The 22,790-nt window shown below is 69.3% G+C and carries 16 protein-coding genes and 1 pseudogene; 12 read left to right on the top strand and 5 right to left on the bottom strand.

Annotation, left to right across the window (positions count from 1 at the left end):
• Window positions 1-62: 62 nt before the first annotated feature.
• The 12 genes and pseudogenes from uvrC to pgi all read left to right on the top strand — a co-directional run bounded on the left by uvrC (window position 63) and on the right by pgi (window position 15,747).
• Window positions 63-2,105 carry an excinuclease ABC subunit UvrC gene (gene uvrC, locus ACGFY9_RS08405; RefSeq protein WP_393752968.1) on the top strand — a complete coding sequence of 681 codons (2,043 nt, stop codon included), beginning with the start codon at window positions 63-65 and terminating at the stop codon, window positions 2,103-2,105.
• Window positions 2,102-3,106: an RNase adapter RapZ gene (rapZ, locus tag ACGFY9_RS08400; protein WP_366494212.1), complete on the top strand. Its 1,005-nt coding sequence runs from the start codon at window positions 2,102-2,104 to the stop codon at window positions 3,104-3,106. The genes uvrC and rapZ overlap by 4 nt, the downstream gene beginning before the upstream one ends.
• The gene (gene yvcK / locus ACGFY9_RS08395; RefSeq protein ID WP_026150944.1) at window positions 3,103-4,170 is read left to right on the top strand and encodes a uridine diphosphate-N-acetylglucosamine-binding protein YvcK; all 1,068 of its coding nucleotides are present in this window, start codon (window positions 3,103-3,105) and stop codon (window positions 4,168-4,170) included. The genes rapZ and yvcK overlap by 4 nt, the downstream gene beginning before the upstream one ends.
• Window positions 4,161-5,150: a DNA-binding protein WhiA gene (gene whiA, locus ACGFY9_RS08390; RefSeq protein WP_019067568.1), complete on the top strand. Its 990-nt coding sequence runs from the start codon at window positions 4,161-4,163 to the stop codon at window positions 5,148-5,150. Before yvcK ends, whiA begins: the two co-directional genes overlap by 10 nt.
• A 297-nt stretch (window positions 5,151-5,447) precedes the next feature.
• The gene (locus tag ACGFY9_RS08385; protein ID WP_393752967.1) at window positions 5,448-8,405 is read left to right on the top strand and encodes a M14 family zinc carboxypeptidase; all 2,958 of its coding nucleotides are present in this window, start codon (window positions 5,448-5,450) and stop codon (window positions 8,403-8,405) included.
• A 189-nt stretch (window positions 8,406-8,594) separates the two neighbouring features.
• Complete coding sequence (gene gap, locus ACGFY9_RS08380) at window positions 8,595-9,605, top strand: type I glyceraldehyde-3-phosphate dehydrogenase (protein WP_328684046.1); 1,011 nt, start codon at window positions 8,595-8,597, stop codon at window positions 9,603-9,605.
• 148 nt (window positions 9,606-9,753) lie between these two features.
• On the top strand, window positions 9,754-10,965 hold the full coding sequence (locus ACGFY9_RS08375) for a phosphoglycerate kinase (RefSeq protein WP_393752966.1): 1,212 nt from the start codon (window positions 9,754-9,756) through the stop codon (window positions 10,963-10,965).
• A 5-nt stretch (window positions 10,966-10,970) separates the two neighbouring features.
• Window positions 10,971-11,747: a triose-phosphate isomerase gene (gene tpiA / locus ACGFY9_RS08370; protein ID WP_393752965.1), complete on the top strand. Its 777-nt coding sequence runs from the start codon at window positions 10,971-10,973 to the stop codon at window positions 11,745-11,747.
• A gap of 120 nt (window positions 11,748-11,867) precedes the next feature.
• The gene (gene secG / locus ACGFY9_RS08365; RefSeq protein WP_078652560.1) at window positions 11,868-12,101 is read left to right on the top strand and encodes a preprotein translocase subunit SecG; all 234 of its coding nucleotides are present in this window, start codon (window positions 11,868-11,870) and stop codon (window positions 12,099-12,101) included.
• Window positions 12,102-12,308: 207 nt separating this feature from the next.
• Window positions 12,309-12,644 carry an RNA polymerase-binding protein RbpA gene (locus ACGFY9_RS08360; RefSeq protein ID WP_003957010.1) on the top strand — a complete coding sequence of 112 codons (336 nt, stop codon included), beginning with the start codon at window positions 12,309-12,311 and terminating at the stop codon, window positions 12,642-12,644.
• A 132-nt stretch (window positions 12,645-12,776) separates the two neighbouring features.
• Window positions 12,777-14,040, top strand: a pseudogene (locus ACGFY9_RS08355) (MFS transporter).
• Between the two features lie 54 nt (window positions 14,041-14,094).
• Window positions 14,095-15,747: a glucose-6-phosphate isomerase gene (pgi, locus tag ACGFY9_RS08350; protein WP_393752964.1), complete on the top strand. Its 1,653-nt coding sequence runs from the start codon at window positions 14,095-14,097 to the stop codon at window positions 15,745-15,747.
• 66 nt (window positions 15,748-15,813) lie between these two features.
• Here the strand turns inward: pgi and pgl are convergent, their stop codons facing one another.
• From pgl to tkt, 5 genes are read right to left on the bottom strand one after another with little or no spacing between them, the layout of a single operon-like run.
• Complete coding sequence (gene pgl, locus ACGFY9_RS08345) at window positions 15,814-16,596, bottom strand: 6-phosphogluconolactonase (protein WP_393752963.1); 783 nt, start codon at window positions 16,594-16,596, stop codon at window positions 15,814-15,816.
• Window positions 16,593-17,693 carry a glucose-6-phosphate dehydrogenase assembly protein OpcA gene (opcA, locus tag ACGFY9_RS08340; protein ID WP_393752962.1) on the bottom strand — a complete coding sequence of 367 codons (1,101 nt, stop codon included), beginning with the start codon at window positions 17,691-17,693 and terminating at the stop codon, window positions 16,593-16,595. The genes pgl and opcA overlap by 4 nt, the downstream gene beginning before the upstream one ends.
• Complete coding sequence (gene zwf, locus ACGFY9_RS08335) at window positions 17,690-19,213, bottom strand: glucose-6-phosphate dehydrogenase (RefSeq protein WP_393752961.1); 1,524 nt, start codon at window positions 19,211-19,213, stop codon at window positions 17,690-17,692. The genes opcA and zwf overlap by 4 nt, the downstream gene beginning before the upstream one ends.
• A 4-nt stretch (window positions 19,214-19,217) precedes the next feature.
• Window positions 19,218-20,336 carry a transaldolase gene (gene tal / locus ACGFY9_RS08330; RefSeq protein ID WP_393752960.1) on the bottom strand — a complete coding sequence of 373 codons (1,119 nt, stop codon included), beginning with the start codon at window positions 20,334-20,336 and terminating at the stop codon, window positions 19,218-19,220.
• 44 nt (window positions 20,337-20,380) lie between these two features.
• Window positions 20,381-22,468, bottom strand: coding sequence for a transketolase (gene tkt / locus ACGFY9_RS08325; protein ID WP_393752959.1), 2,088 nt, complete (start codon window positions 22,466-22,468; stop codon window positions 20,381-20,383).
• Window positions 22,469-22,790 lie beyond the last annotated feature (322 nt).

Below are 22,790 nucleotides of genomic sequence, written 5' to 3'. Positions count from 1 at the left end.
GCGTGTCCGGCGTTGTCCACAGCCCCGCCGCGCTGTCACTCCACGCCAGTAGGGTGTGAAACATGGCCGATCCCTCCAGCTACCGCCCCAGGCCGGGAGAGATCCCGGACTCGCCCGGGGTCTACAAGTTCCGCGACGAGCACCGCCGGGTGATCTACGTCGGAAAGGCGAAGAGTCTGCGCCAGCGCCTGGCGAACTACTTCCAGGACCTGGCCGGACTTCACCCGCGCACGCGCACGATGGTCACCACGGCCGCGTCGGTGGAGTGGACGGTGGTGTCCACGGAGGTCGAGGCACTCCAGCTGGAGTACTCCTGGATCAAGGAGTACGACCCCCGGTTCAACGTCAAGTACCGCGACGACAAGAGCTACCCGTACCTCGCGGTGACGATGAACGAGGAGTACCCGCGCGTGCAGGTGATGCGCGGTCACAAGAAGAAGGGCGTCCGGTACTTCGGGCCGTACGGACACGCCTGGGCGATCCGCGACACCGTGGATCTCCTGCTGCGCGTGTTCCCCGTCCGCACCTGCTCGGCCGGCGTCTTCAAGAACGCGGCGCGCACCGGCCGCCCCTGTCTGCTCGGCTACATCGGCAAGTGCTCCGCTCCCTGCGTCGGCCGCGTCTCCGAGGAGGAGCACCGCGAACTGGCCGAGGAGTTCAGCGACTTCATGGCCGGCCGCACCGGCACGTACATCCGCCGTCTGGAGAAACAGATGACGGACGCGGCCGAGGAGATGGAGTACGAGCGGGCCGCCCGCCTGCGCGACGACATCGACGCCCTCAAGAAGGCCATGGAGAAGAGCGCGGTCGTCCTCGCCGACGCGACCGACGCCGACCTGATCGCCGTCGCCGAGGACGAGTTGGAGGCGGCCGTCCAGATCTTCCACGTCCGCGGCGGACGCGTGCGTGGCCAGCGCGGCTGGGTCACCGACAAGGTCGAGGACGTCACCACCGCGGCCCTCGTCGAGCACGCCCTCCAGCAGCTCTACGGCGAGGAGACCGGGGACTCCGTCCCCAAGGAGGTCCTCGTCCCGGCCCTGCCCGACCCGGTGGAGCCGGTCCAGCAGTGGCTGACGGACCGGCGCGGGGCGAACGTGTCGCTGCGCATCCCGCAGCGCGGCGACAAGAAGTCCCTCATGGAGACCGTCGCGCGCAACGCCCAGCAGTCGCTGATCCTCCACAAGACCAAGCGCGCCTCCGATCTCACCACCCGCTCGCGCGCCCTGGAGGAGATCTCCGAGGCCCTCGACCTGGACAGCGCGCCCCTGCGGATCGAGTGCTACGACATCTCGCACCTCCAGGGCGACGACGTCGTGGCGTCGATGGTCGTCTTCGAGGACGGGCTGGCGCGCAAGAGCGAGTACCGCCGCTTCCAGATCAAGGGCTTCGAGGGCCAGGACGACGTCCGCTCCATGCACGAGGTGATCACCCGTCGCTTCCGGCGCTATCTCGCCGAGAAGGAGAAGACGGGGGAGTGGGCCGACGGCGACGACCTCAAGGACGAGGAGGGCCGTCCCAAGCGGTTCGCCTATCCGCCGCAGCTCGTAGTGGTCGACGGCGGGCAGCCGCAGGTCGCCGCCGCCAAGAAGGCCCTCGACGAGCTGGGCATCGACGACATCGCCGTGTGCGGCCTCGCCAAGCGCCTGGAGGAGGTGTGGCTCCCGGACGACGACGACCCGGTGGTCCTGCCCCGCACCAGCGAGGGCCTCTACCTCCTCCAGCGCGTCCGCGACGAGGCCCACCGCTTCGCGATCACCTATCAGCGGGCCAAGCGGGCCAAGCGGTTCCGGGCGAGCCCCCTGGACGACGTGCCCGGCCTCGGCGAGACACGCAAGCAGGCACTGATCAAGCACTTCGGTTCGGTGAAGAAGCTGCGATCCGCGACAATCGACCAGATCTGCGAGGTTCCGGGCATAGGTCGCAAGACCGCCGAGACCATCGCGGTGGCCCTCGCCCAGGCGGCCCCGGCCGCACCCGCCGTGAACACGGCGACTGGAGAGATCATGGATGACATGGAAGACGGGACACCCGAGACGACGGCGGGTGCCCCAGGGGAGCCCGTACCCGCGGGAGCCCCGGACGAGCGACGGGGGCAGGAGACATGACCGAACAAGAGAAGCAGCCCACAGCGGACCGAGATCGGACGCACAAGGAAACCGGCGACGATCAGGCTCCGCAGCAAGAGGTCCAGGACGACGGAGCACAGGTGAGTACGGACAGCACGACACCCGGGGTGCCCGAAGCGGCCATCCCCGAACTGGTGATCATCTCCGGCATGTCCGGAGCCGGGCGGTCCACCGCCGCCAAGTGTCTGGAGGACCTCGGCTGGTTCGTCGTCGACAACCTCCCGCCCGCCCTGATCCCCACCATGGTGGAGCTCGGCGCCCGCTCCCAGGGCAACGTGGCACGGATCGCGGTCGTCGTCGACGTACGCGGACGGCGCTTCTTCGACAACCTCCGCGAGTCCCTCGCCGACCTGGAGTCGAAGAACGTCACCCGGCGGATCGTCTTCCTGGAGTCCTCCGACGACGCCCTGGTGCGCCGCTTCGAGTCGGTGCGCCGCCCCCACCCCCTCCAGGGCGACGGCCGCATCGTCGACGGCATCGACGCCGAACGCGAGCTGCTGCGCGAACTGCGCGGCGACGCCGACCTCGTCATCGACACCTCCAGCCTCAACGTCCACGAACTGCGGGCCAAGATGGACGCCCAGTTCGCCGGCGAGGAGGAGCCCGAACTGCGGGCCACCGTCATGTCCTTCGGCTTCAAGTACGGCCTTCCGGTCGACGCCGACCTCGTCGCCGACATGCGCTTCCTGCCCAACCCGCACTGGATCCCGGAGCTGCGCCCCTTCAACGGCCTCAACGAGGAGGTCTCGGCGTACGTCTTCAACCAGCCCGGCGCCAAGGAGTTCCTCGACCGCTACGCCGAGCTGCTCAGGCTCATCGCGGCCGGCTACCGGCGCGAGGGCAAGCGGTACGTGACGATCGCGATCGGCTGCACCGGCGGCAAGCACCGCTCGGTCGCCACGGCGGAGAAGCTCGCCGCGCGGCTCGTGGCCGAGGGCGTGGAGACGGTGGTCGTACACCGGGACATGGGACGGGAATGACAGGACGTAGCCCACGGCTGGGCAGGCTGCGCCGAGTGGTACCCGAAGGACGGACGACCAGGCCCGTGGAGGCCCGCGGCGGCAAGCCGCGCCGGCGCGGCACCCAGCCCAAGGTGGTCGCCCTCGGCGGCGGCATGGGCCTGTCCGCCTCGCTCACCGCGCTGCGCCGCATCACCGGCGACCTCACCGCCGTCGTCACCGTGGCCGACGACGGCGGCTCCAGCGGACGCCTGCGCGACGAACTGGGCGTGCTGCCCCCCGGGGACCTCCGCAAGGCCCTCGCCGCGCTGTGCGGCGACGACGACTGGGGCCAGACCTGGGCCCGTGTCATCCAGCACCGCTTCCAGTCCAAGGGCGACCTGCATGAACACGCGGTCGGCAATCTGCTGATCGTCGCCCTGTGGGAGCAGCTCGGTGACCATGTCCAGGCCCTCGACCTGGTCGGCAAGCTGCTTGGCGCGCACGGGCGCGTGCTGCCCATGTCCGCCGTTCCGCTGGAGCTGCAGGCCCTGGTCAAGGGGCACGATCCGGCACGGCCCGACGACGTCGACACCGTCCGGGGGCAGGCGACCGTGGCGCTGACGCCCGGCGAGGTGATGTCCGTGCACGTCGTGCCGCACGACCCGCCGGCCGTGCCCGAGGCCGTCGCCGCCGTGCTCGACGCGGACTGGGTGGTGCTCGGCCCGGGCTCCTGGTTCTCGTCCGTCATCCCGCACCTGCTGGTCCCGGAACTGCTCGACGCGCTCACCGAGACGAAGGCGCGCCGGGTACTCTCCCTGAACCTCGCGCCGCAGCCCGGAGAAACCGATGGCTTCTCCCCGCAGCGTCATTTGGAGGTTTTGGGACGACACGCCCCTAAACTCGCCCTGGACGTGGTGCTGGCCGACGAGGCCGCCGTGCCCGATCGCGCGTCGCTCACCGAAGCCGCCAAGCGGCTGGACGCCGCGGTCGAGCTGGCGCCGGTGGCCCGGACCGACGGAACTCCAAGGCACGACCCGGAGCTGTTGGCCGCCGCGTACGACCGTATTTTTCGGATGCATGGAAGGATCGGCCCATGGCGATGACGGCAGCGGTGAAGGATGAGATCTCCCGGCTCCCCGTCACCCGGACCTGCTGCAGGAAGGCGGAGGTCTCCGCCATTCTGCGGTTCGCCGGAGGCCTCCACCTGGTGAGCGGGCGCATCGTGATCGAGGCGGAGCTGGACACCGCGATGGCGGCGCGCCGGCTCAAGCGGGACATCCTGGAGATCTTCGGCCACAGCTCCGAACTGATCGTGATGGCGCCCGGCGGCCTCCGCCGCGGCTCCCGTTACGTCGTCCGGGTGGTCGCGGGCGGCGATCAGCTCGCCCGGCAGACAGGGCTCGTGGACGGCCGTGGCCGCCCCATCCGGGGCCTGCCGCCGCAGGTCGTCTCCGGGGCCACCTGTGACGCGGAGGCGGCCTGGAGAGGCGCGTTCCTGGCCCACGGCTCACTGACCGAGCCCGGCCGGTCCTCCTCCCTGGAGGTGACCTGCCCGGGTCCGGAGGCCGCGCTCGCACTGGTCGGCGCCGCGCGCCGGCTGTCGATCGCGGCGAAGGCACGCGAGGTGCGCGGCGTGGACCGCGTGGTCGTCCGTGACGGCGACGCGATCGGCGCCCTGCTCACCCGGCTCGGCGCCCACGAGTCGGTGCTGGCCTGGGAGGAGCGCCGGATGCGCCGCGAGGTGCGTGCCACGGCGAACCGGCTCGCCAACTTCGACGACGCGAACCTGCGCCGCTCGGCCCGCGCGGCCGTCGCCGCCGGCGCCCGCGTGCAGCGCGCGCTGGAGATCCTCGCGGACGAGGTCCCCGAGCACCTCGCGGCAGCGGGCCGCCTGCGCATGGACCACAAGCAGGCCTCCCTGGAGGAGCTCGGCGCCCTCGCCGACCCGCCGCTCACCAAGGACGCGGTGGCCGGCCGTATCCGCCGACTCCTGGCGATGGCCGACAAGCGCGCCCAGGACCTCGGCATCCCGGGCACGGAGTCCAGCATCACCGAGGAGATGGCCGACAACATGGTCGGCTGACGATCACTCGACACGGATCGGCCGATGATCCGTCAATACGCCGGTGCCGATGCCCACTTGGGGCGTCGGCACCGGCGTTTCGTTGTCGTCGGCCCCCTTGGCCGACTGCTGACGAACCGTTGGCACGCCGACGCGGGCGCCCATTCGGGCCCGACGGCCGATCAGGCCGGGGGCAATCAACGGCCCGCACCCCGAGGGCCCCGTTTGACTGTCCTTGAGGCACCCTTGACTCGATCATGAAGTGTCATGAGCCTGGCAACTGTTCGCCGCTGTGGCGAACGACTGCTAGGGGGATTCATGAGACACAGAGCGAGATCGATCCTCGCTGTCGGCGCCCTCCTGATCGCCGGGGCCAGCATCGCACCCATCGCCCAGGCGCAGGGCGGGAGTTCGACGAAGTCCGACCCCGCCGAGGTCAAGGTCTTCCACGCCGACGTCACCCAGAAGCAGATACCCCTGCTCCTGAAGGCCGGACAGGACGCCCACGAACTCGGCGACAACCAGTTCTCCGCCTCCGGCAAGACCGCCGTCGAGGTCTACCTCACCGACCAGCAGGCCCAGAAGCTGGAGAAGCAGGGCGTCGACCTCACCGAGCACACCCTGTCGGCCAAGGCCGAGACGCGGGTCGAGGACGCGGCGCAGGGGGTGTTCCGCCCGTACAGCGGAAGCGGCGGCCTCGAAGAGGAGATCGTCAAGACGGGCCAGGCCAACCCCGGTCTCACCAAGGTCGAGTCCATCGGCAAGACGATCGACGGCCAGGACATCCTCGCGCTCAAACTGACCAAGAACGCGAAGAAGACCAAGGACGGCTCCAAGCCCTCCGTGCTGTACGTGTCCAACCAGCACGCGCGCGAGTGGATCACACCGGAGATGACCCGCCGGCTGATGCACTACTACCTGGACAACTACAAGACCGACAAGCGCATCAAGAAGATCGTCGACTCGACCGAGCTGTGGTTCGTGCTGTCCGCCAACCCGGACGGCTACGACTACACCTTCCAGAACTCCGACACCCGCCTGTGGCGCAAGAACCTGCGGGACGTCAACGGCGACGGCACCATCTCCACCGGCGACGGCGTCGACCTCAACCGCAACTTCGCCTACAAGTGGGGCTACGACGACGAGGGCTCGTCCCCGAACCCCACGAGTGAGACCTACCGCGGAACGGCTCCGGCCTCCGAACCGGAGACCCAGGCGCTCGACAGCTTCGAGAAGCGGATCGGCTTCACCTACGGCATCAACTATCACTCCGCCGCCGAACTCCTCCTCTACGGAGTCGGCTGGCAGGTCGCGACGCCGACCCCGGACGACGTGCTCTACAAGGCGCTCGCCGGCACCCCGGACAACCCGGCGATCCCCGGCTACCACTCGCAGGTCTCCTCGGAGCTGTACACGACCAACGGCGAGGCGGACGGCCACGCGTCGAACGTCAACAGCATGTCGATGTTCACCCCCGAGATGTCGACCTGCCAGACCGCGTCGAACATCGACCCCAACGACGCCTGGAACGCGGCCGACTGCCAGTCCGTCTTCAACTTCCCCGACGACGAGAAGCTGATCCAGGACGAGTTCGCGAAGAACATCCCCTTCGCGCTCTCGGTCGCCGAGACCGCCGCCCACCCCGACCAGCCGACATCATCGGTCGGCCTCGGCGCCGCCGACTTCACCCCGGCCGCCTTCCCGACGTCGTACTCGCGCGGCGCCGACCAGGAAGTCGCCGTCGTCGTACGGAAGTCCGTGCGTGACAAGGAGCTCAAGTACCGCGTCAACGGCGGCCGTACGGAGGACATGGCACTGAAGCCCTGGAAGGGCGGCCAGACCTACGGCGGCGACGACAACCTGTACTTCGACGAGTACCGGGCCAAGGTCAAGGACGGCGACCCGGGCGACAAGGTCGAGGTCTGGTTCACCGGCGCGACCAAGGCCGGGAAGCCCACCTCCAGCGCGCACTTCACCTACACGGTGGCCAACAGGCCCGCGGCCGACACGCTCGTCGTCGCCGAGGAGGGCGCTGCCGCGACACAGGCGCAGACCTACGTCGACGCCCTGAAGGCGGACGGCCGTAAGGCGGTCGTCTGGGACGTCGCCACACAGGGCGCGCCCGACGCGCTCGGCGTGCTCGGCCACTTCAAGACCGTCGTCCACTACTCGGGCACGGCGGGACCGGGCAACGACACCCAGCTCCAGCTGCGCGCCTTCCTCAACGAGGGCGGCAAGCTGATCGAGGCCGGTGAGCAGGCGGGTGGCTTCGTCGACCTCGGCGACGGCACTCCCTCGAACGACTTCAGCCAGTACTACCTCGGTGCCTACTCGCGTACGTCCCTCCCCGGGGCCACCGGTTTCACCGGCTCCGGCAAGCTCGCCGGCTTCACCGGGCCGCTCAGCGGCGCGCCCGGCAACCCGCTGGACCGGGCGGGCAGTTACAGCGTCACCTCCGACTCGCTGTCCACGGCCACGTACCCGCAGTTCGCGAGTGCCGGGGCGGGCCAGTTCGCCGGGACCGTCAACCCGTACGGGCCCTACGCGGGCTCCTACATGGCCGCCGCCGTCCACACCGACGACGCCTACAAGCGCCTCACCCGCACCATCGACCTCACCGGGGTGAGCGCGGCCGACAAGCCCACGCTCCGCAGCGAGCTGCTGTGGGACACCGAGCCCGGCTACGACCACGCCGTCGTCGAGATCCACACCACCGGGGCCGACGACTGGACCACGCTCCCGGAGGTCGGCGGCGCCACCAGCACCGCCCTGCCCTCGGAGTGCGAGGCCGGGTTCCTCGTCGCCGAACACCCGTGGCTCAAGCACTACCTGACCTTCTCCACCAGTGGCTGCACCGCGACCGGCACCACCGGCTCGTGGAACAGCTTCACCGGCGCCTCCAACGGCTGGCAGCAGGTCGGCTTCGACCTGAGCGCCTACGCGGGCAAGTCGGTGGAGGTCTCGCTCAGTTACATCACCGACCCGGGCTCCGGCGGTCACGGCGTCCTCGCCGACGACACCTCGCTCGTCGTCGGCGGCACGGCGACCCAGACCGAGGGCTTCGAGACCTCGCTCGGCGCCTGGACCGTGTCAGGGCCGCCCGCCGGCAGCCCCGCCGTCCTGAAGGACTGGACCCGCACCGGAGCCCTGTTCCAGACGTACGGCGCGGTCACCACCGACCGCACCGTGCTGCTCGGCTTCGGCCTGGAACAGGTCACCTCGGCGACCGACCGCGCGGCCCTGCTCAAGAAGGCGCTGACGGCTCTGACCAGCTGACCCGGTGTGACGATGTCATGAACATCAAGGGCGGTCCGTACCCCTACTGGCGGGTACGGACCGCCCTGCCGTGTATGGGGCATCTCGATGTCACCACGGAGGGCTCAGGGAGGTAGGGTCGTAGGCGGTCGGGGACATCCCATACAACTCGCCGGCACTGAGCCGGCGTACCAACGAGGAGATCGGTTCGTGACGATCCGCGTAGGCATCAACGGCTTTGGCCGCATCGGTCGTAACTACTTCCGCGCGCTGCTGAAGCAGGGTGCTGACATCGAGATCGTGGCTGTCAACGACCTGGGTGACACCGCGACCACCGCTCACCTGCTCAAGTACGACACCATCCTGGGGCGCCTCCAGGCCGAGGTGTCGCACACCGCCGACACGATCACCGTCGACGGACACACGATCAAGGTCCTGTCCGAGCGCAACCCCGCCGACATCCCGTGGGGCGAGCTGGGCGTCGACATCGTCATCGAGTCGACCGGCATCTTCACGAAGAAGGCCGACGCCGAGAAGCACATCGCCGGCGGCGCCAAGAAGGTCCTCATCTCGGCTCCGGCCAAGGACGAGGACATCACGATCGTGATGGGCGTCAACCAGGACAAGTACGACGCGGCCAACCACCACGTCATCTCGAACGCCTCCTGCACCACCAACTGTGTGGCGCCGATGGCCAAGGTTCTCGACGAGAACTTCGGCATCGTCAAGGGCCTGATGACGACGGTCCACGCGTACACGAACGACCAGCGCATCCTGGACTTCCCGCACTCGGACCTGCGCCGCGCGCGTGCCGCCGCCGAGAACATCATCCCGACCACGACCGGTGCCGCCAAGGCCACCGCCCTGGTCCTCCCGCAGCTCAAGGGCAAGCTGGACGGCATCGCGATGCGCGTCCCGGTCCCGACCGGTTCGGCCACCGACCTGGTCGTCACGCTGCAGCGCGAGGTCACCAAGGACGAGGTCAACGCCGCGTTCAAGAAGGCCTCCGAGGACGGCGACCTCAAGGGTTACCTGTCCTACACCGAGGACCCGATCGTCTCCTCGGACATCGTCGGCGACCAGGCCTCCTGCACCTTCGACTCCCTCCTGACCATGGTCCAGGAGGGCAACACGGTGAAGATCCTCGGCTGGTACGACAACGAGTGGGGCTACTCCAACCGCCTCGTCGACCTCACGGTCTTCGTCGGCGGCCAGCTCTAACTCCCAGAGCAGGCAACTCGATGTGAGTCAGGGCTCGGGCAGCGCACGCCGCGCTGTCCGAGCCCTTGCTACGTAGTGTCCGAGCCTTTGCTACGTAGTGATCGATCAGCCCTCTCGGATCTGAAGAGCCCTCCCTAGGAGTCCCTTTATGAAGACGATCGACGAACTTCTCGCCGAAGGCGTGGACGGCAAGCGGGTCTTCGTCCGCGCCGACCTCAACGTCCCGCTGGCCGACGGCCTCATCACCGACGACGGCCGTATCCGCGCCGTGCTGCCCACGATCAAGGCCCTCGTCGAGGCGGGCGCCAAGGTGATCGTGGCCTCGCACCTGGGCCGCCCCAAGGGTGCCCCGGACCCGGCCTTCTCCCTCCTCCAGCCGGCCGAGCGCCTCGCCGAACTCCTCGGCGCGCCGGTCGCGTTCGCCCAGGACACCGTCGGCCCCGCCGCCCACGACGCGGTGCGCGGCCTCGAACCCGGCCAGGTCGCGGTCATCGAGAACCTGCGCTTCAACGCGGGCGAGACCTCCAAGGACGACGTCGAGCGCGGCGAGTTCGCCGACCAGCTCGCCGCCCTGGCGGACGTCTACGTAGGCGACGGTTTCGGTGCCGTGCACCGCAAGCACGCCTCTGTGTACGACCTCCCGGCCCGCCTGCCGCACTACGCCGGCTACCTCATCGCCACCGAGGTCGGCGTCCTGAAGAAGCTCACCGAGGACGTCAAGCGGCCCTACGTGGTCGCCCTCGGCGGCTCCAAGGTCTCCGACAAGCTCGCCGTCATCGACCAGCTGCTCGGCAAGGCCGACCGCATCCTCATCGGCGGCGGCATGGCCTTCACCTTCCTCAAGGCCCAGGGCTACGAGATCGGCGCCTCCCTGGTACAGGACGACCAGATTCCCGCCGTCACCGAGTACGTCGAGCGCGCCGAGAAGAACGGTGTCGAGCTGGTCGTCCCGGTCGACGTCGTGACCGCGTCCGCGTTCCCGGACCTGAAGACGAAGGCCCCGTCCAACCCCACCACCGTCGCCGCGGACGCCATCGCGGCCGACCAGATGGGCCTCGACATCGGTCCCGAGACCGGTGCCCTGTACGCCTCGAAGCTCGCCGACGCGGCCACCATCTTCTGGAACGGTCCGATGGGCGTCTTCGAGCACCCCGACTACGCCGAGGGCACCAAGGCGGTCGCCCAGGCCCTTCTCGACTCCCCGGCCTTCACGGTCGTCGGCGGTGGCGACTCCGCCGCGGCCGTCCGCATCCTGGGCTTCGACGAGACCGCATTCGGCCACATCTCGACCGGCGGCGGCGCCTCCCTCGAATACCTAGAGGGCAAGACGCTCCCCGGCCTCGCCGCACTGGAGGACTGACCTCAATGAGCACGCGCACGCCGATCATGGCGGGCAACTGGAAGATGAACCTCAACCACCTTGAGGCCATCGCCCACGTCCAGAAGCTCGCCTTCGCCCTCGCGGACAAGGACTACGAGGCCGTCGAGGTCGCCGTCCTGCCGCCCTTCACCGACCTGCGCTCCGTGCAGACCCTGGTCGACGGCGACAAGCTCAGGATCAAGTACGGCGCCCAGGACATCTCGGCGCACGACTCCGGCGCCTACACCGGCGAGATCTCCGGTGCGATGCTGGCCAAGCTGAAGTGCACGTACGTGGCCATCGGCCACTCCGAGCGCCGCCAGTACCACGCGGAGACCGACGAGATCGTCAACGCCAAGGTCAAGGCCGCCTACAAGCATGGCCTGACCCCGATCCTCTGCGTCGGCGAGGAACTCGACATCCGCGAGGCGGGCAACCACGTCGCCCACACCCTCTCCCAGGTCGAGGGCGGCCTCAAGGACGTCCCGGCCGAGCAGGCCGAGTCCATCGTCATCGCCTACGAGCCCGTCTGGGCCATCGGCACCGGCAAGGTCTGCGGTGCCGGCGACGCCCAGGAGGTCTGCCAGGCCATCCGCGGCAAGCTCGCCGAGCTGTACTCGCAGGAGCTGGCCGACCAGGTCCGCATCCAGTACGGCGGCTCCGTCAAGTCCGGCAACGTCGCCGAGATCATGGCCCAGCCCGACGTCGACGGCGCCCTGGTCGGCGGTGCCTCGCTGGACGCGGACGAGTTCGTCAAGATCGCCCGCTTCCGCGACCAGTGAGTCAGGCGAACCGACAAGCCGCGTGTAGGCGGTAGCCGGGATCCGTCGTACTCTTGCGGGGGCATAGCGCCAGCCGCTATGCCCTGTCGTCCATCCGAATCCGAGGAAGTTGGTCCAGCCGTGGTTTTGGGGTTCTCGATCGCCCTGATCGTCTTCAGCCTGCTGCTGATGCTGCTGGTGCTGATGCACAAGGGGAAGGGCGGCGGTCTCTCCGACATGTTCGGTGGCGGCATGGCGTCGTCCGTCGGCGGCTCTTCGGTCGCCGAGCGCAACCTGGACCGCATCACCGTGGTGCTCGGTGTGCTCTGGTTCGCCTGCATCGTCGTGCTCGGCCTGCTGATGAAGACGAGCTGACCGCACGTTCCGTCGCACATTCCGTACGTAAGGCCCCATGTTCGGTACGCGCAGCTGAGCGCGGCCTATCATGGGGCTTGCGTCTAGGTGTAGGGGCTGTAACTCCAACCACTGGACGCGCGTTGGGCCTTACGTAGACTGAGGCGCTCGCAACGGAGCGAAAACGCCGACTCGCTTCGCGGCACCATCACGCAGGGAGTTACGACCGTGGCAAGTGGCAACGCGATCCGTGGAAGCCGGGTCGGGGCGGGGCCGATGGGCGAGGCCGAGCGTGGCGAGTCCGCGCCCCGGCTGCGCATCTCCTTCTGGTGCTCGAACGGGCACGAGACGCAGCCCAGCTTCGCCAGCGACGCGCAGGTTCCCGACACCTGGGACTGCCCGCGCTGCGGCTTCCCGGCCGGACAGGACCGGGACAACCCGCCGGACCCGCCGCGCACCGAGCCCTACAAGACGCACCTCGCGTATGTACGGGAGCGGCGCAGCGACGCGGACGGCGAGGCGATCCTCGCCGAGGCGCTCGCCAAACTGCGGGGAGAAATCTAGGAGTTGAACCGGCCGGACGCCCACAAGGTGTCTGGCCGGAGCTGTTTCACAGCCCGGTGGCCGACCCGCCCCGGACCGATTGTCAGGGGTGCCCTCTACGGTTTGTGAAGTGACGAATCGTGAGGGTGAGCGGTGACGACGGTCGAGGTGACGGGCAGTCATGTGCCCGCGTGGCGCGGGGGGTTCGGGCGGCTGTGGAGCGCCGCCGTGATCTCGCGGTTCGGGGACGCGCTGCGCGGCACTGCCGCTGCTCGCTGTCTCGCTGACGGACCGCCCCCTCCTCATCGCCTCCGTGACCGCCTGCGGCTATCTGCCCTGGATCGTCTTCGGACTGCTCGGCGGCGCGGTCGCCGACCGGGTGGACCAGCGGCGCGCGATGTGGACGGTGGACGCGCTCCGCGGACTGCTCGTCGCCGCCTTCGCCGTGGCCGTCGCCCTCGACCACGCCTCGATCCTGCTGCTCATCGCGCTGGCCTTCGCGCTGACCACAGTGCAGACCCTCTTCGACAACGCCTCCACGGCCCTGTTGCCGGCCCTGGTGGACCGGGCGGAGCTCGGCAGCGCCAACGCCCGGCTGATGACCGGGCAGAAGATCGCCGGCGGCCTGATGGGAGCGCCCGTGGTGCCCCTGCTGATCGCCGCGGGAGCGGCGGTTCCCTTCGTGGCCGACGCGGGGACCTTCCTCCTCGCCGCCGCACTGGTCGCCTCGCTGCGCACCGCCGCGCCCGACCGCGGGCCGGGACCGGTGGGCAGCACGCTGCGCGGTGAGATCGCGGACGGACTGCGCACCCTGTGGCGCGACCGGCCCCTGCGCGGACTGTGCGTCGCGACCGCCCTGTGCAACATCGGCATGGGCGCCCTGATCGCCACCCTGGTGATCCTGGTGACCGGCTGGCTGGACGCCGGAACGGCCGGATACGCGGCGGCGACCACCGCGTTCACCGTCGGCGGCCTCGCCGGGGGAGTGGTGAACCGACGCATCACCACCCGCCTCGGCCCGATGCGGAGCGTGCTGCTCGCGGGCCTCGTGCAGACCGGCACCCTCGTCGTCATGGGCTCCGTGCGCAGCCTGATCGCGATCGTGGCGGCACTCGGCGTCTTCGGCTTCATGAGCATGCTGTGGAACGTCAACACGACCACGCTGATGCAGCAGCGTGCCCCCGCCGACATGCTGGGCCGGGTCAGCTCGGCCTTCCGTACCCTGGCCGCCGCCGGGGCTCCGCTGGGCGCCCTCCTCGGTGGGGCCGTCGCCACCGCCTGGGGGTTGAACACACCTGCCCTGCTCACCGCCGCCTTCTTCGTCCTGTCGGTCATCGCGCTGATACCTGCGGTCAAGCCGGACGTACCTGTTGTTGCCCCGCAGGACGACGCGACGACCGCTCATGCCACGGGCTGATCAATTAGGTTGGAACCGGCCCCCAGGTCGGTAGGAAAGAAGGCTGAAGTCGCAATGAACGCAAACGGCCGTACCAGGCTCAACCAGACGCCCGAGTGGACCGCCTTGGCCAAGCACCGTGAGGAGCTCGGCGAGGTGCAGCTGAGGGAGCTGTTCGCCGCCGATCCCGGGCGCGGCACCGGCTACACGCTCAAGGTCGGTGACCTGCACCTCGACTACTCGAAGCACCTCGTCACCGACGAGACCCTGCGGCTGCTGCACGCGCTGGCCGCCGCCACGGACGTGTTCGGCCTCCGGGACGCGATGTTCCGGGGCGAGAAGATCAACGTCACCGAGGACCGCGCGGTCCTGCACACCGCGCTGCGCGCCCCGCGTGACGCGGTGATCGAGGTCGACGGTGAGAACGTCGTGCCCCAAGTCCACGCCGTGCTCGACAAGATGGCCGGCTTCGTGGACCGCGTCCGCTCCGGCGAGTGGACCGGCCACACCGGCAAGCGCATCAAGAACGTCGTCAACATCGGTATCGGCGGCTCGGACTTGGGCCCGGCGATGGCATACGAGGTGCTGCGCAGCTTCACCGACCGCGACCTCACGGTCCGGTTCGTGTCGAACGTGGACGGCGCCGACCTGCACGAGGCGACCCGTGACCTCGACCCGGCGGAGACGCTGTTCATCATCGCCTCCAAGACGTTCACCACGATCGAGACGATCACCAACGCGACCTCGGCCCGCGACTGGCTGCTCACGGAGCTGAAGGCCGGTCAGGAAGCCGTCGCCAAGCACTTCGTGGCGCTGTCGACGAACGCCGGGAAGGTATCGGACTTCGGCATCGACACGGAGAACATGTTCGAGTTCTGGGACTGGGTCGGCGGCCGCTACTCCTACGACTCGGCCATCGGTCTCTCCCTGATGATCGCCATCGGCCCGGACCGTTTCCGCGAGATGCTCGACGGCTTCCACCTCGTCGACGAGCACTTCCGCACCGCACCGGCCGAGTCCAACGTGCCTTTGCTGCTTGGCCTGTTGGGTGTCTGGTACGGCAACTTCCACGACGCCCAGTCGCACGCCGTGCTGCCGTACAGCCACTACCTCTCCAAGTTCACCGCGTATCTGCAGCAGCTGGACATGGAGTCGAACGGCAAGTACGTGGGCCGGGACGGCCAGGAGGTCGACTGGCAGACCGGGCCGGTGGTCTGGGGTACGCCCGGGACCAATGGCCAGCACGCGTACTACCAACTCATCCACCAGGGCACGAAGTTGATCCCGGCGGACTTCATCGGCTTCGCCGAGCCGGTGGCCGAGCTGAGCGACGGGCTCAAGAAGCAGCACGACCTTCTGATGGCCAACTTCTTCGCGCAGACACAGGCGTTGGCCTTCGGCAAGACACCGGACGAGGTGCGTGCCGAGGGTGTGCCCGAGGAGCTGGTGCCGCACAAGACGTTCAAGGGCAACCACCCCACGACCACGATCCTGGCCCGCGAGCTGACCCCGTCGGTGCTCGGGCAGTTGATCGCGCTGTACGAGCACAAGGTGTTCGTGCAGGGCGCGGTCTGGAACATCGACTCCTTCGACCAGTGGGGCGTCGAGCTGGGCAAGGTCCTCGCCAAGCGCGTCGAACCCGCCCTGACCGAAGGCGCCGACGTGCCCGGCCTGGACGCGTCGACGATGGCCCTGGTCGCCAAGTACCGCGAGCTGCGCGGGCGTTGAGACACCGAAGAGCCCGTACGGCCGAGGTCGTACGGGCTCTTCAGCAGGGTGCCGGTGTCGCCGGTGTCAGGCGGACGCCGGCGGATACAGTGCGCGCGGCAGCTGTGAGGCGGCCGCCGCGTCCAGCAGCCACAGGGTGCGGGCGCGGCCCTGCGCACCGGCCGCCGGTGCCTGGATCTCACCCGCGCCCGACAGGGCGATGGCCGCGGCCTCCGCCTTGTCCTCGCCGGCCGCGAGCAACCACACCTCACGGGCGGAGCGGATCGCCGGGAGGGTCAGGGTGACCCGGGTCGGCGGAGGCTTGGGCGCGCCGTGCACGCCGACGACCGTGCGCTCGGTCTCCCGTACGGCGGGCAACTCCGGGAAGAGCGACGCCACATGGGTGTCCGGGCCGACGCCCAGCATGAGGACGTCGAAGGTCGGGACGGGACCATGGTTCTCGGGACCGGCGGACCGGGCGAGTTCCTCGGCGTAGCCTGCGGCCGCCGCTTCCACGTCGTTGCCGTAGAGGCCGTCGGACGCGGGCATGGCGTGCACGCGCTTCGGGTCCAGCGGCACCGCGTCGAGCAGTGCCTCCCGGGCCTGGGTGACATTGCGCTCCGGGTCGCCCTCGGGCAGGAACCGCTCGTCGCCCCACCACAGGTCGAGGCGGCCCCAGTCGACGGCGTCCCGGGCGGGCTGGCCCGCGAGAGCCGCCAGCAGACCGTTGCCGTTGCGACCGCCGGTGAGCACGATCGAGGCGTAGCCGCGCGAGGCCTGTGCGTCCACGATCTTCGTGATCAGCCGGGCCGCGGCGGCCTGGGCCATCAGTTCCTTGTCGCGGTGGACGACGAGTTGGGGAGTGCTCACTGCGGATCAGCCTTCTTGACCGGGGGCATCTTCGCGGGGGTGGGCCGGTCGGCGCCCCCGCTCTCCGAGGAGGCCGGCTGCGCACCGGTCGTCGCCGGCTCCGTCACCGAGCGCACCGGCAGCGCCGGCACCGGCTGAGCCGCCGCCTCCGCCCGCTCCGCCGCCGACTGGATGCCGCCCAGCCGGTCCACGCCGAACCGCAGCGCGGACGCGTACGTGTCGTCCGGATCGAGCCGACGCAGCTCCTCCGCGAGGAGTTCGGACGTCTCACGGCGCTTGAGCGCCACCGCGCGGTCCGGCTGGCCGGGCAGGGCCAGGGTGGCCATCGCCCCGTCAGAACGGTGCAGCGTGATGGGCCCACCGGTCGTCTCCAGGCGCACCTGGGTCAGACCGGGACCCGCGGAGACCGCCCGCCGTACGTGCACGTGGAGGCGGTCGGCGAGCCACATCGCGAGCAGTTCGACGCTCGGGTTGGACTCCTCGCCAGCCACCTCGACGGAGACGATCTCCGAGTCGACCTGGTCGAGCGCGGCGGCCAGCATCGAACGCCACGGCGTGATCCGGGCCCAGGCCAGGTCGGTGTCGCCCGGCTCGTAGCTCTCGGCGCGGGACCGCAGCTCGTCGACGGGCTTCTCCGCCGCGTAGCTGTCGGTGACCCGGCGCTGGCTCAGGGCGCCCAGCGGGTCGTTGGCCGGATCGCGCGGCGCGTCCACCGACCACCAGACCACCACCGGCGCGTCCGGCAGCAGCAGCGGCAGCACCACGGACTGGGCGTGGTCGGAGACCTCGCCGTAGAGCCGCAGGACGACCGTCTCGCCGCTGCCCGCGTCCGTGCCCACCCGGACCTCGGCGTCGAGGCGGGACTGGGTGCGGTCCCGAGGTGAGCGCGAGACACGCTTGATGACCACGAGTGTGCGCGAGGGGTGCTCGCGCGACGCGTCGTTGGCGGCCTTCAGGGCGTCGTAGGCGTTCTCCTCGTCCGTGACGACGACGAGGGTGAGCACCATGCCGACGGCCGGGGTCCCGATGGCGCGGCGGGCTTTCACCAGCCCCTTGTTGATCTTGCTGGCAGTGGTGTCGGTGAGGTCTATTTTCATGGCCGACGCCAGCTCCGTCCCTCTCGTGCGAGCATTTCGTCCGCCTCGACCGGACCCCAGGTCCCGGACTGGTACTGCGCGGGCTTGCCGTGCTTGTCCCAGTACTGCTCGATCGGGTCGAGGATCTTCCAGGAGAGCTCGACCTCCTCGGTGCGCGGGAAGAGGTTCGAGTCGCCGAGCAGGACGTCGAGGATCAGGCGCTCGTACGCCTCCGGGCTGGACTCCGTGAACGACTCGCCGTAGGCGAAGTCCATGGAGACGTCCCGGATCTCCATCGAGGTGCCGGGCACCTTGGAGCCGAAGCGGACCGTGACGCCCTCGTCGGGCTGGACGCGGAAGACGATCGCGTTCTGGCCCAGCTCCTCCGTCGCCGTCTGGTCGAAGGGGGAGTGCGGGGCGCGCTGGAAGACCACCGCGATCTCGGTGACGCGGCGGCCCAGGCGCTTGCCGGTGCGCAGGTAGAAGGGGACGCCCGCCCAGCGGCGGTTGTCGACCTCGACCTTGATGGCGGCGTAGGTGTCGGTCTTCGACTTGGGGTCGATACCGTCCTCCTGGAGGTAGCCGACGGCCTTCTCGCCGCCCTGCCAGCCCTCCGCGTACTGCCCGCGGACCGTGTTCCTGCCCAGGTCCTTCGGCAGCCGTACCGCGCCGAGCACCTTCTCCTTCTCGGCGGCCAGCGCGTCGGCGGAGAAGGAGGACGGCTCCTCCATCGCGGTCAGCGCCATCAGCTGGAGCAGGTGGTTCTGGATGACGTCACGGGCGGCGCCGATGCCGTCGTAGTAGCCGGCCCGGCCGCCGATGCCGATGTCCTCGGCCATGGTGATCTGCACGTGGTCCACGAAGGACCGGTTCCAGATCGGCTCGAACATCGTGTTGGCGAAGCGGAGCGCCAGGATGTTCTGGACGGTCTCCTTGCCGAGGTAGTGGTCGATGCGGAAGACCTGGTCCGCCGCGAAGACCTCGTGCACGACCTTGTTGAGGTCCTCGGCCGACTTGAGGTCGTGGCCGAAGGGCTTCTCGATGACCGCGCGGCGCCAGGAACCCTTCTCCTGGTCGGCAAGCCCGTGCTTCTTCAGCTGCTGGATGACGACCGGGAAGGAGCGCGGCGGCACCGACAGATAGAAGGCGAAGTTGCCGCCCGTGCCCTGCGCCTTGTCCAGTTCGTCGATCGTGTCGCGGAGCCGCTCGAACGCGTCGTCGTCGTCGAAGGTGCCCTGGACGAAGCGCATCCCCTGGACGAGCTGCTGCCAGACCTCCTCACGGAACGGCGTACGGGCGTGTTCCTTGACGGCGTCGTGGACCTCCTGCGCGAAGTCCTCGTGGGCCCACTCGCGCCGGGCGAAGCCGACGAGCGAGAAACCCGGCGGCAGCAGACCCCGGTTGGCGAGGTCGTACACGGCGGGCATCAGCTTTTTGCGTGACAAATCGCCTGTGACGCCGAAGATGACCAGGCCCGACGGCCCCGCGATACGCGGGAGCCGTCGGTCGGCGGGGTCACGCAGCGGGTTGCTGCTCGACAAGGTTTCAGCCCTCCGAGGGGGCGAGGCGCTTGAGTTCCGCCTCGGTCGACTTGAGCAGGTCGGTCCAGGAGGCCTCGAACTTCTCGACGCCCTCGTCCTCCAGGAGCTGCACCACCTCGTCGTAGGAGATCCCGAGCTTCTCCAGGGCGTCGAGTTCGGCGCGGGACTGCTCGTACGTTCCGGTGATGGTGTCGCCGGTGATCCGGCCGTGGTCCTCGGTGGCCTCAAGGGTGGCCTCCGGCATGGTGTTCACCGTGTTCGGCGCCACCAGGTCCTCCACGTACAGCGTGTCCTTGTACGCCTTGTCCTTGACGCCGGTCGAGGCCCACAGCGGACGCTGCTTGTTGGCCTGCGCCTTGTCCAGGGCCAGCCAGCGGTCCGAGGAGAAGACCTCCTCGTACGCCTCGTAGGCGAGCCGCGCGTTGGCGAGACCGGCCTTGCCGCGGGCGGCCTTGGCCTCGTCGGTGCCCAGCGCGTCGATCCGCTTGTCGATCTCGGTGTCCACGCGGGACACGAAGAAGGACGCCACCGAGTGGATCTTGGAGAGGTCCAGGCCGCGCTCCTTGGCCTTCTCCAGACCGGTGATGTACGCGTCCATCACCTTGCGGTAGCGCTCCAGCGAGAAGATCAGCGTGACGTTCACGCTGATGCCGAGGCCGATCGTCTCGGCGATCGCCGGGATGCCCGCCTCGGTGGCCGGAATCTTGATCAGAGCGTTGGGGCGGTCCACCAGCCAGGCCAGCTGCTTGGCCTCGGCGACGGTCGCCTTGGTGTTGTGGGCCAGCCGCGGGTCGACCTCGATGGACACCCGGCCGTCCTGGCCGCCGGTCGCGTCGAAGACCGGCCGCAGGATGTCGGCGGCGTCGCGGACGTCCGCCGTGGTGATCATGCGGATGGCTTCCTCGACGGTCACCTTGCGGGCGGCGAGGTCGGAGAGCTGCTGGTCGTAACCGTCACCCTCCGAGATCGCCTTCTGGAAGATCGACGGGTTGGTGGTGACGCCCACGACGTGCTGCTGGTCGATCAGTTCGGCGAGGTTGCCGGACGTGATCCGCTTGCGCGACAGGTCGTCCAGCCAGATCGCGACGCCTTCCTCGGAGAGGCGCTTGAGTGCGTCTGTCATGGAAAATGCATCTCCTACGTGTCGTTTGTCAGCGTCTGTCAGCGTCAGCTCTGGGCGGCGGCGATGGATTCCCGGGCCTTGGCGGCCACATTCTCGGCAGTGAAGCCGAACTCCTGGAAGAGCACCTTGCCGTCGGCGGAAGCCCCGAAGTGCTCCAGGGAAACGATGCGACCGGCGTCCCCGACGAACCGGTACCAGGTCAGACCGATCCCGGCCTCGACCGCGACCCGCGCCCTGACCGACGGCGGCAGCACGCTGTCCCGGTACTCCTTGTCCTGCGCCTCGAACCACTCCACACAGGGCATGGACACGACCCGCGTCGGAACCCCGGAGGCCTCCAGCTGCTCGCGCGCCTCGACGGCCACGTGCACCTCGGAACCCGTACCGATGAGGATCACCTCGGGCGTACCCGTGGAGGCCTCGAACAGGACGTAACCGCCCTTGGCGGTGTTCTCGTTGGCGTCGTACGTCGGCACACCCTGGCGCGTCAGCGCGAAACCGTGCGGGGCACCCTCGCCGTAGACCTTGGTGTAGCGGCGCAGGACCTCGCGCCAGGCGATGGCCGTCTCGTTGGCGTCGGCGGGGCGGACCACGTTCAGGCCCGGGATCGCGCGCAGCGAGGCCAGGTGCTCGACCGGCTGGTGGGTCGGGCCGTCCTCGCCGAGACCGACGGAGTCGTGCGTCCACACGTACGTCACCGGCAGGTGCATCAGCGCCGACAGCCGCACGGCGTTGCGCATGTAGTCGGAGAAGACGAGGAACGTACCGCCGTAGGCACGCGTGTTGCCGTGCAGCGTGATGCCGTTCAGCTCCGCGCCCATGGAGTGCTCGCGGATGCCGAAGTGGATCGTGCGGCCGTACGGGTTCGCCTCCGGCAGCGGGTTGTCCGCCGGGAGGAACGACGACGTCTTGTCGATCGTCGTGTTGTTCGAGCCCGCGAGGTCGGCCGAGCCGCCCCACAGCTCCGGGATGACCGCGCCGAGCGCCTGGAGCACCTTGCCGGACGCGGCACGGGTGGCGACGGACTTGCCCGTCTCGAAGGCCGGGAGCTTCTCTTCCCAGCCGGCCGGCAGCTCGCCCGCGCGGATGCGGTCGTACTCGGCCGCGCGCTCCGGGTTGTTGGTGCGCCATTCCTGGTACGACGGGTCCCACGCGGCCTTCGCCTCGCGGCCCCGCTCCAGCGCCTGGCGGGTGTGCTTGAGGACGTCGTCGGAGACGTCGAAGGACTTCTCCGGGTCGAAGCCGAGGACCCGCTTGGTGGCGGCGACCTCGTCGGCGCCGAGCGCCGAGCCGTGCGCGGCCTCGGTGTTCTGCGCGTTCGGCGCGGGCCAGGCGATGATCGAGCGCATCGCGATGAACGACGGCTTGTTCGTCACCTTCTTCGCGGCCTCGATGGCGTTGTAGATGGCGTGCGGGTCCAGGTCGCCGTCCGGCTTCGGGGCGACGCGCTGGACGTGCCAGCCGTAGGCCTCGTAGCGCTTGACGGTGTCCTCGGAGACCGCGGTCTCGGTGTCACCCTCAATGGAGATGTGGTTGTCGTCCCACAGGAGGATCAGGTTGCCGAGCTCCTGGTGGCCGGCCATGGAGGACGCCTCCGCGGAGATGCCCTCCTGGAGGCAGCCGTCACCGGCGATGGCGAAGATGAAGTGGTCGAACGGGGACTCGCCCTGCGGGGCGTCCGGGTCGAACAGACCGCGCTCGTAGCGGGCGGCCATCGCCATGCCCACCGCGTTGGCGACACCCTGGCCCAGCGGGCCGGTCGTCGTCTCCACGCCGGTGGTGTGGCCGTACTCGGGGTGACCCGGAGTCTTGGAGCCCCACGTGCGGAACGCTTCCAGGTCGGCCAGCTCCAGGCCGAACCCGGCCAGGTAGAGCTGCGTGTAGAGGGTCAGGGACGAGTGACCGGCGGACAGGACGAACCGGTCGCGCCCCACCCAGTCGGCGTCGGCGGGGTCGTGGCGCATCACCTTCTGGAAGAGGGTGTACGCGGCCGGGGCCAGGCTCATCGCCGTACCGGGATGGCCGTTACCGACCTTCTGTACGGCATCGGCTGCCAGGACGCGCGCGGTGTCCACCGCGCGCTGGTCCAACTCGGTCCAGTCGAGGTCTGTTGTGGTCGGCTTGGTGCTCACCCTGGGTCAGGGCTCCTCTCCACATGTCACGCATGTCGAATGCCGGTGCACGCGGCGCCCACCGGCCGTTGTCGAGCCTACCCCCGTAAGAACGCGCATTTTTTCGAGTCATTCCAGACTGCCGGGACTCTCGCGGATCCGCCTCCCGACTGGGTCGATTCGCATCCGGCAACTGAATACGGAGGTGCTCGTCCGAGTGCTCAACAGAGTGGCGATCAGCTCGTCCGGGGGTGCCGTCCAACACGACCCCACCCCCGCGAATGTCCGGGTCTGGGCAACGTCTAGAGTGGCGTGGTACGCGTGAGCCTTTACGGGGAGTTCA

Origin of the sequence: Streptomyces sp. NPDC048504 (assembly GCF_043200035.1) — a bacterium.
Taxonomy (GTDB): domain Bacteria; phylum Actinomycetota; class Actinomycetes; order Streptomycetales; family Streptomycetaceae; genus Streptomyces.
The sequence above is the reverse complement of the archived record's forward strand: the minus strand, read 5'-3'. Positions and strand labels throughout refer to the sequence as shown.

Coding starts and splice junctions, on each gene's coding strand:
- pgi (WP_393752964.1), top strand. CDS start 14,095: ATGAACGCAAACGGCCGTACCAGGCTCAACCAGACGCCCGAGTGGACC.
- uvrC (WP_393752968.1), top strand. CDS start 63: ATGGCCGATCCCTCCAGCTACCGCCCCAGGCCGGGAGAGATCCCGGAC.
- ACGFY9_RS08385 (WP_393752967.1), top strand. CDS start 5,448: ATGAGACACAGAGCGAGATCGATCCTCGCTGTCGGCGCCCTCCTGATC.
- tpiA (WP_393752965.1), top strand. CDS start 10,971: ATGAGCACGCGCACGCCGATCATGGCGGGCAACTGGAAGATGAACCTC.
- yvcK (WP_026150944.1), top strand. CDS start 3,103: ATGACAGGACGTAGCCCACGGCTGGGCAGGCTGCGCCGAGTGGTACCC.
- tal (WP_393752960.1), bottom strand. CDS start 20,336: ATGACAGACGCACTCAAGCGCCTCTCCGAGGAAGGCGTCGCGATCTGG.
- rapZ (WP_366494212.1), top strand. CDS start 2,102: ATGACCGAACAAGAGAAGCAGCCCACAGCGGACCGAGATCGGACGCAC.
- opcA (WP_393752962.1), bottom strand. CDS start 17,693: ATGAAAATAGACCTCACCGACACCACTGCCAGCAAGATCAACAAGGGG.
- whiA (WP_019067568.1), top strand. CDS start 4,161: ATGGCGATGACGGCAGCGGTGAAGGATGAGATCTCCCGGCTCCCCGTC.
- ACGFY9_RS08375 (WP_393752966.1), top strand. CDS start 9,754: ATGAAGACGATCGACGAACTTCTCGCCGAAGGCGTGGACGGCAAGCGG.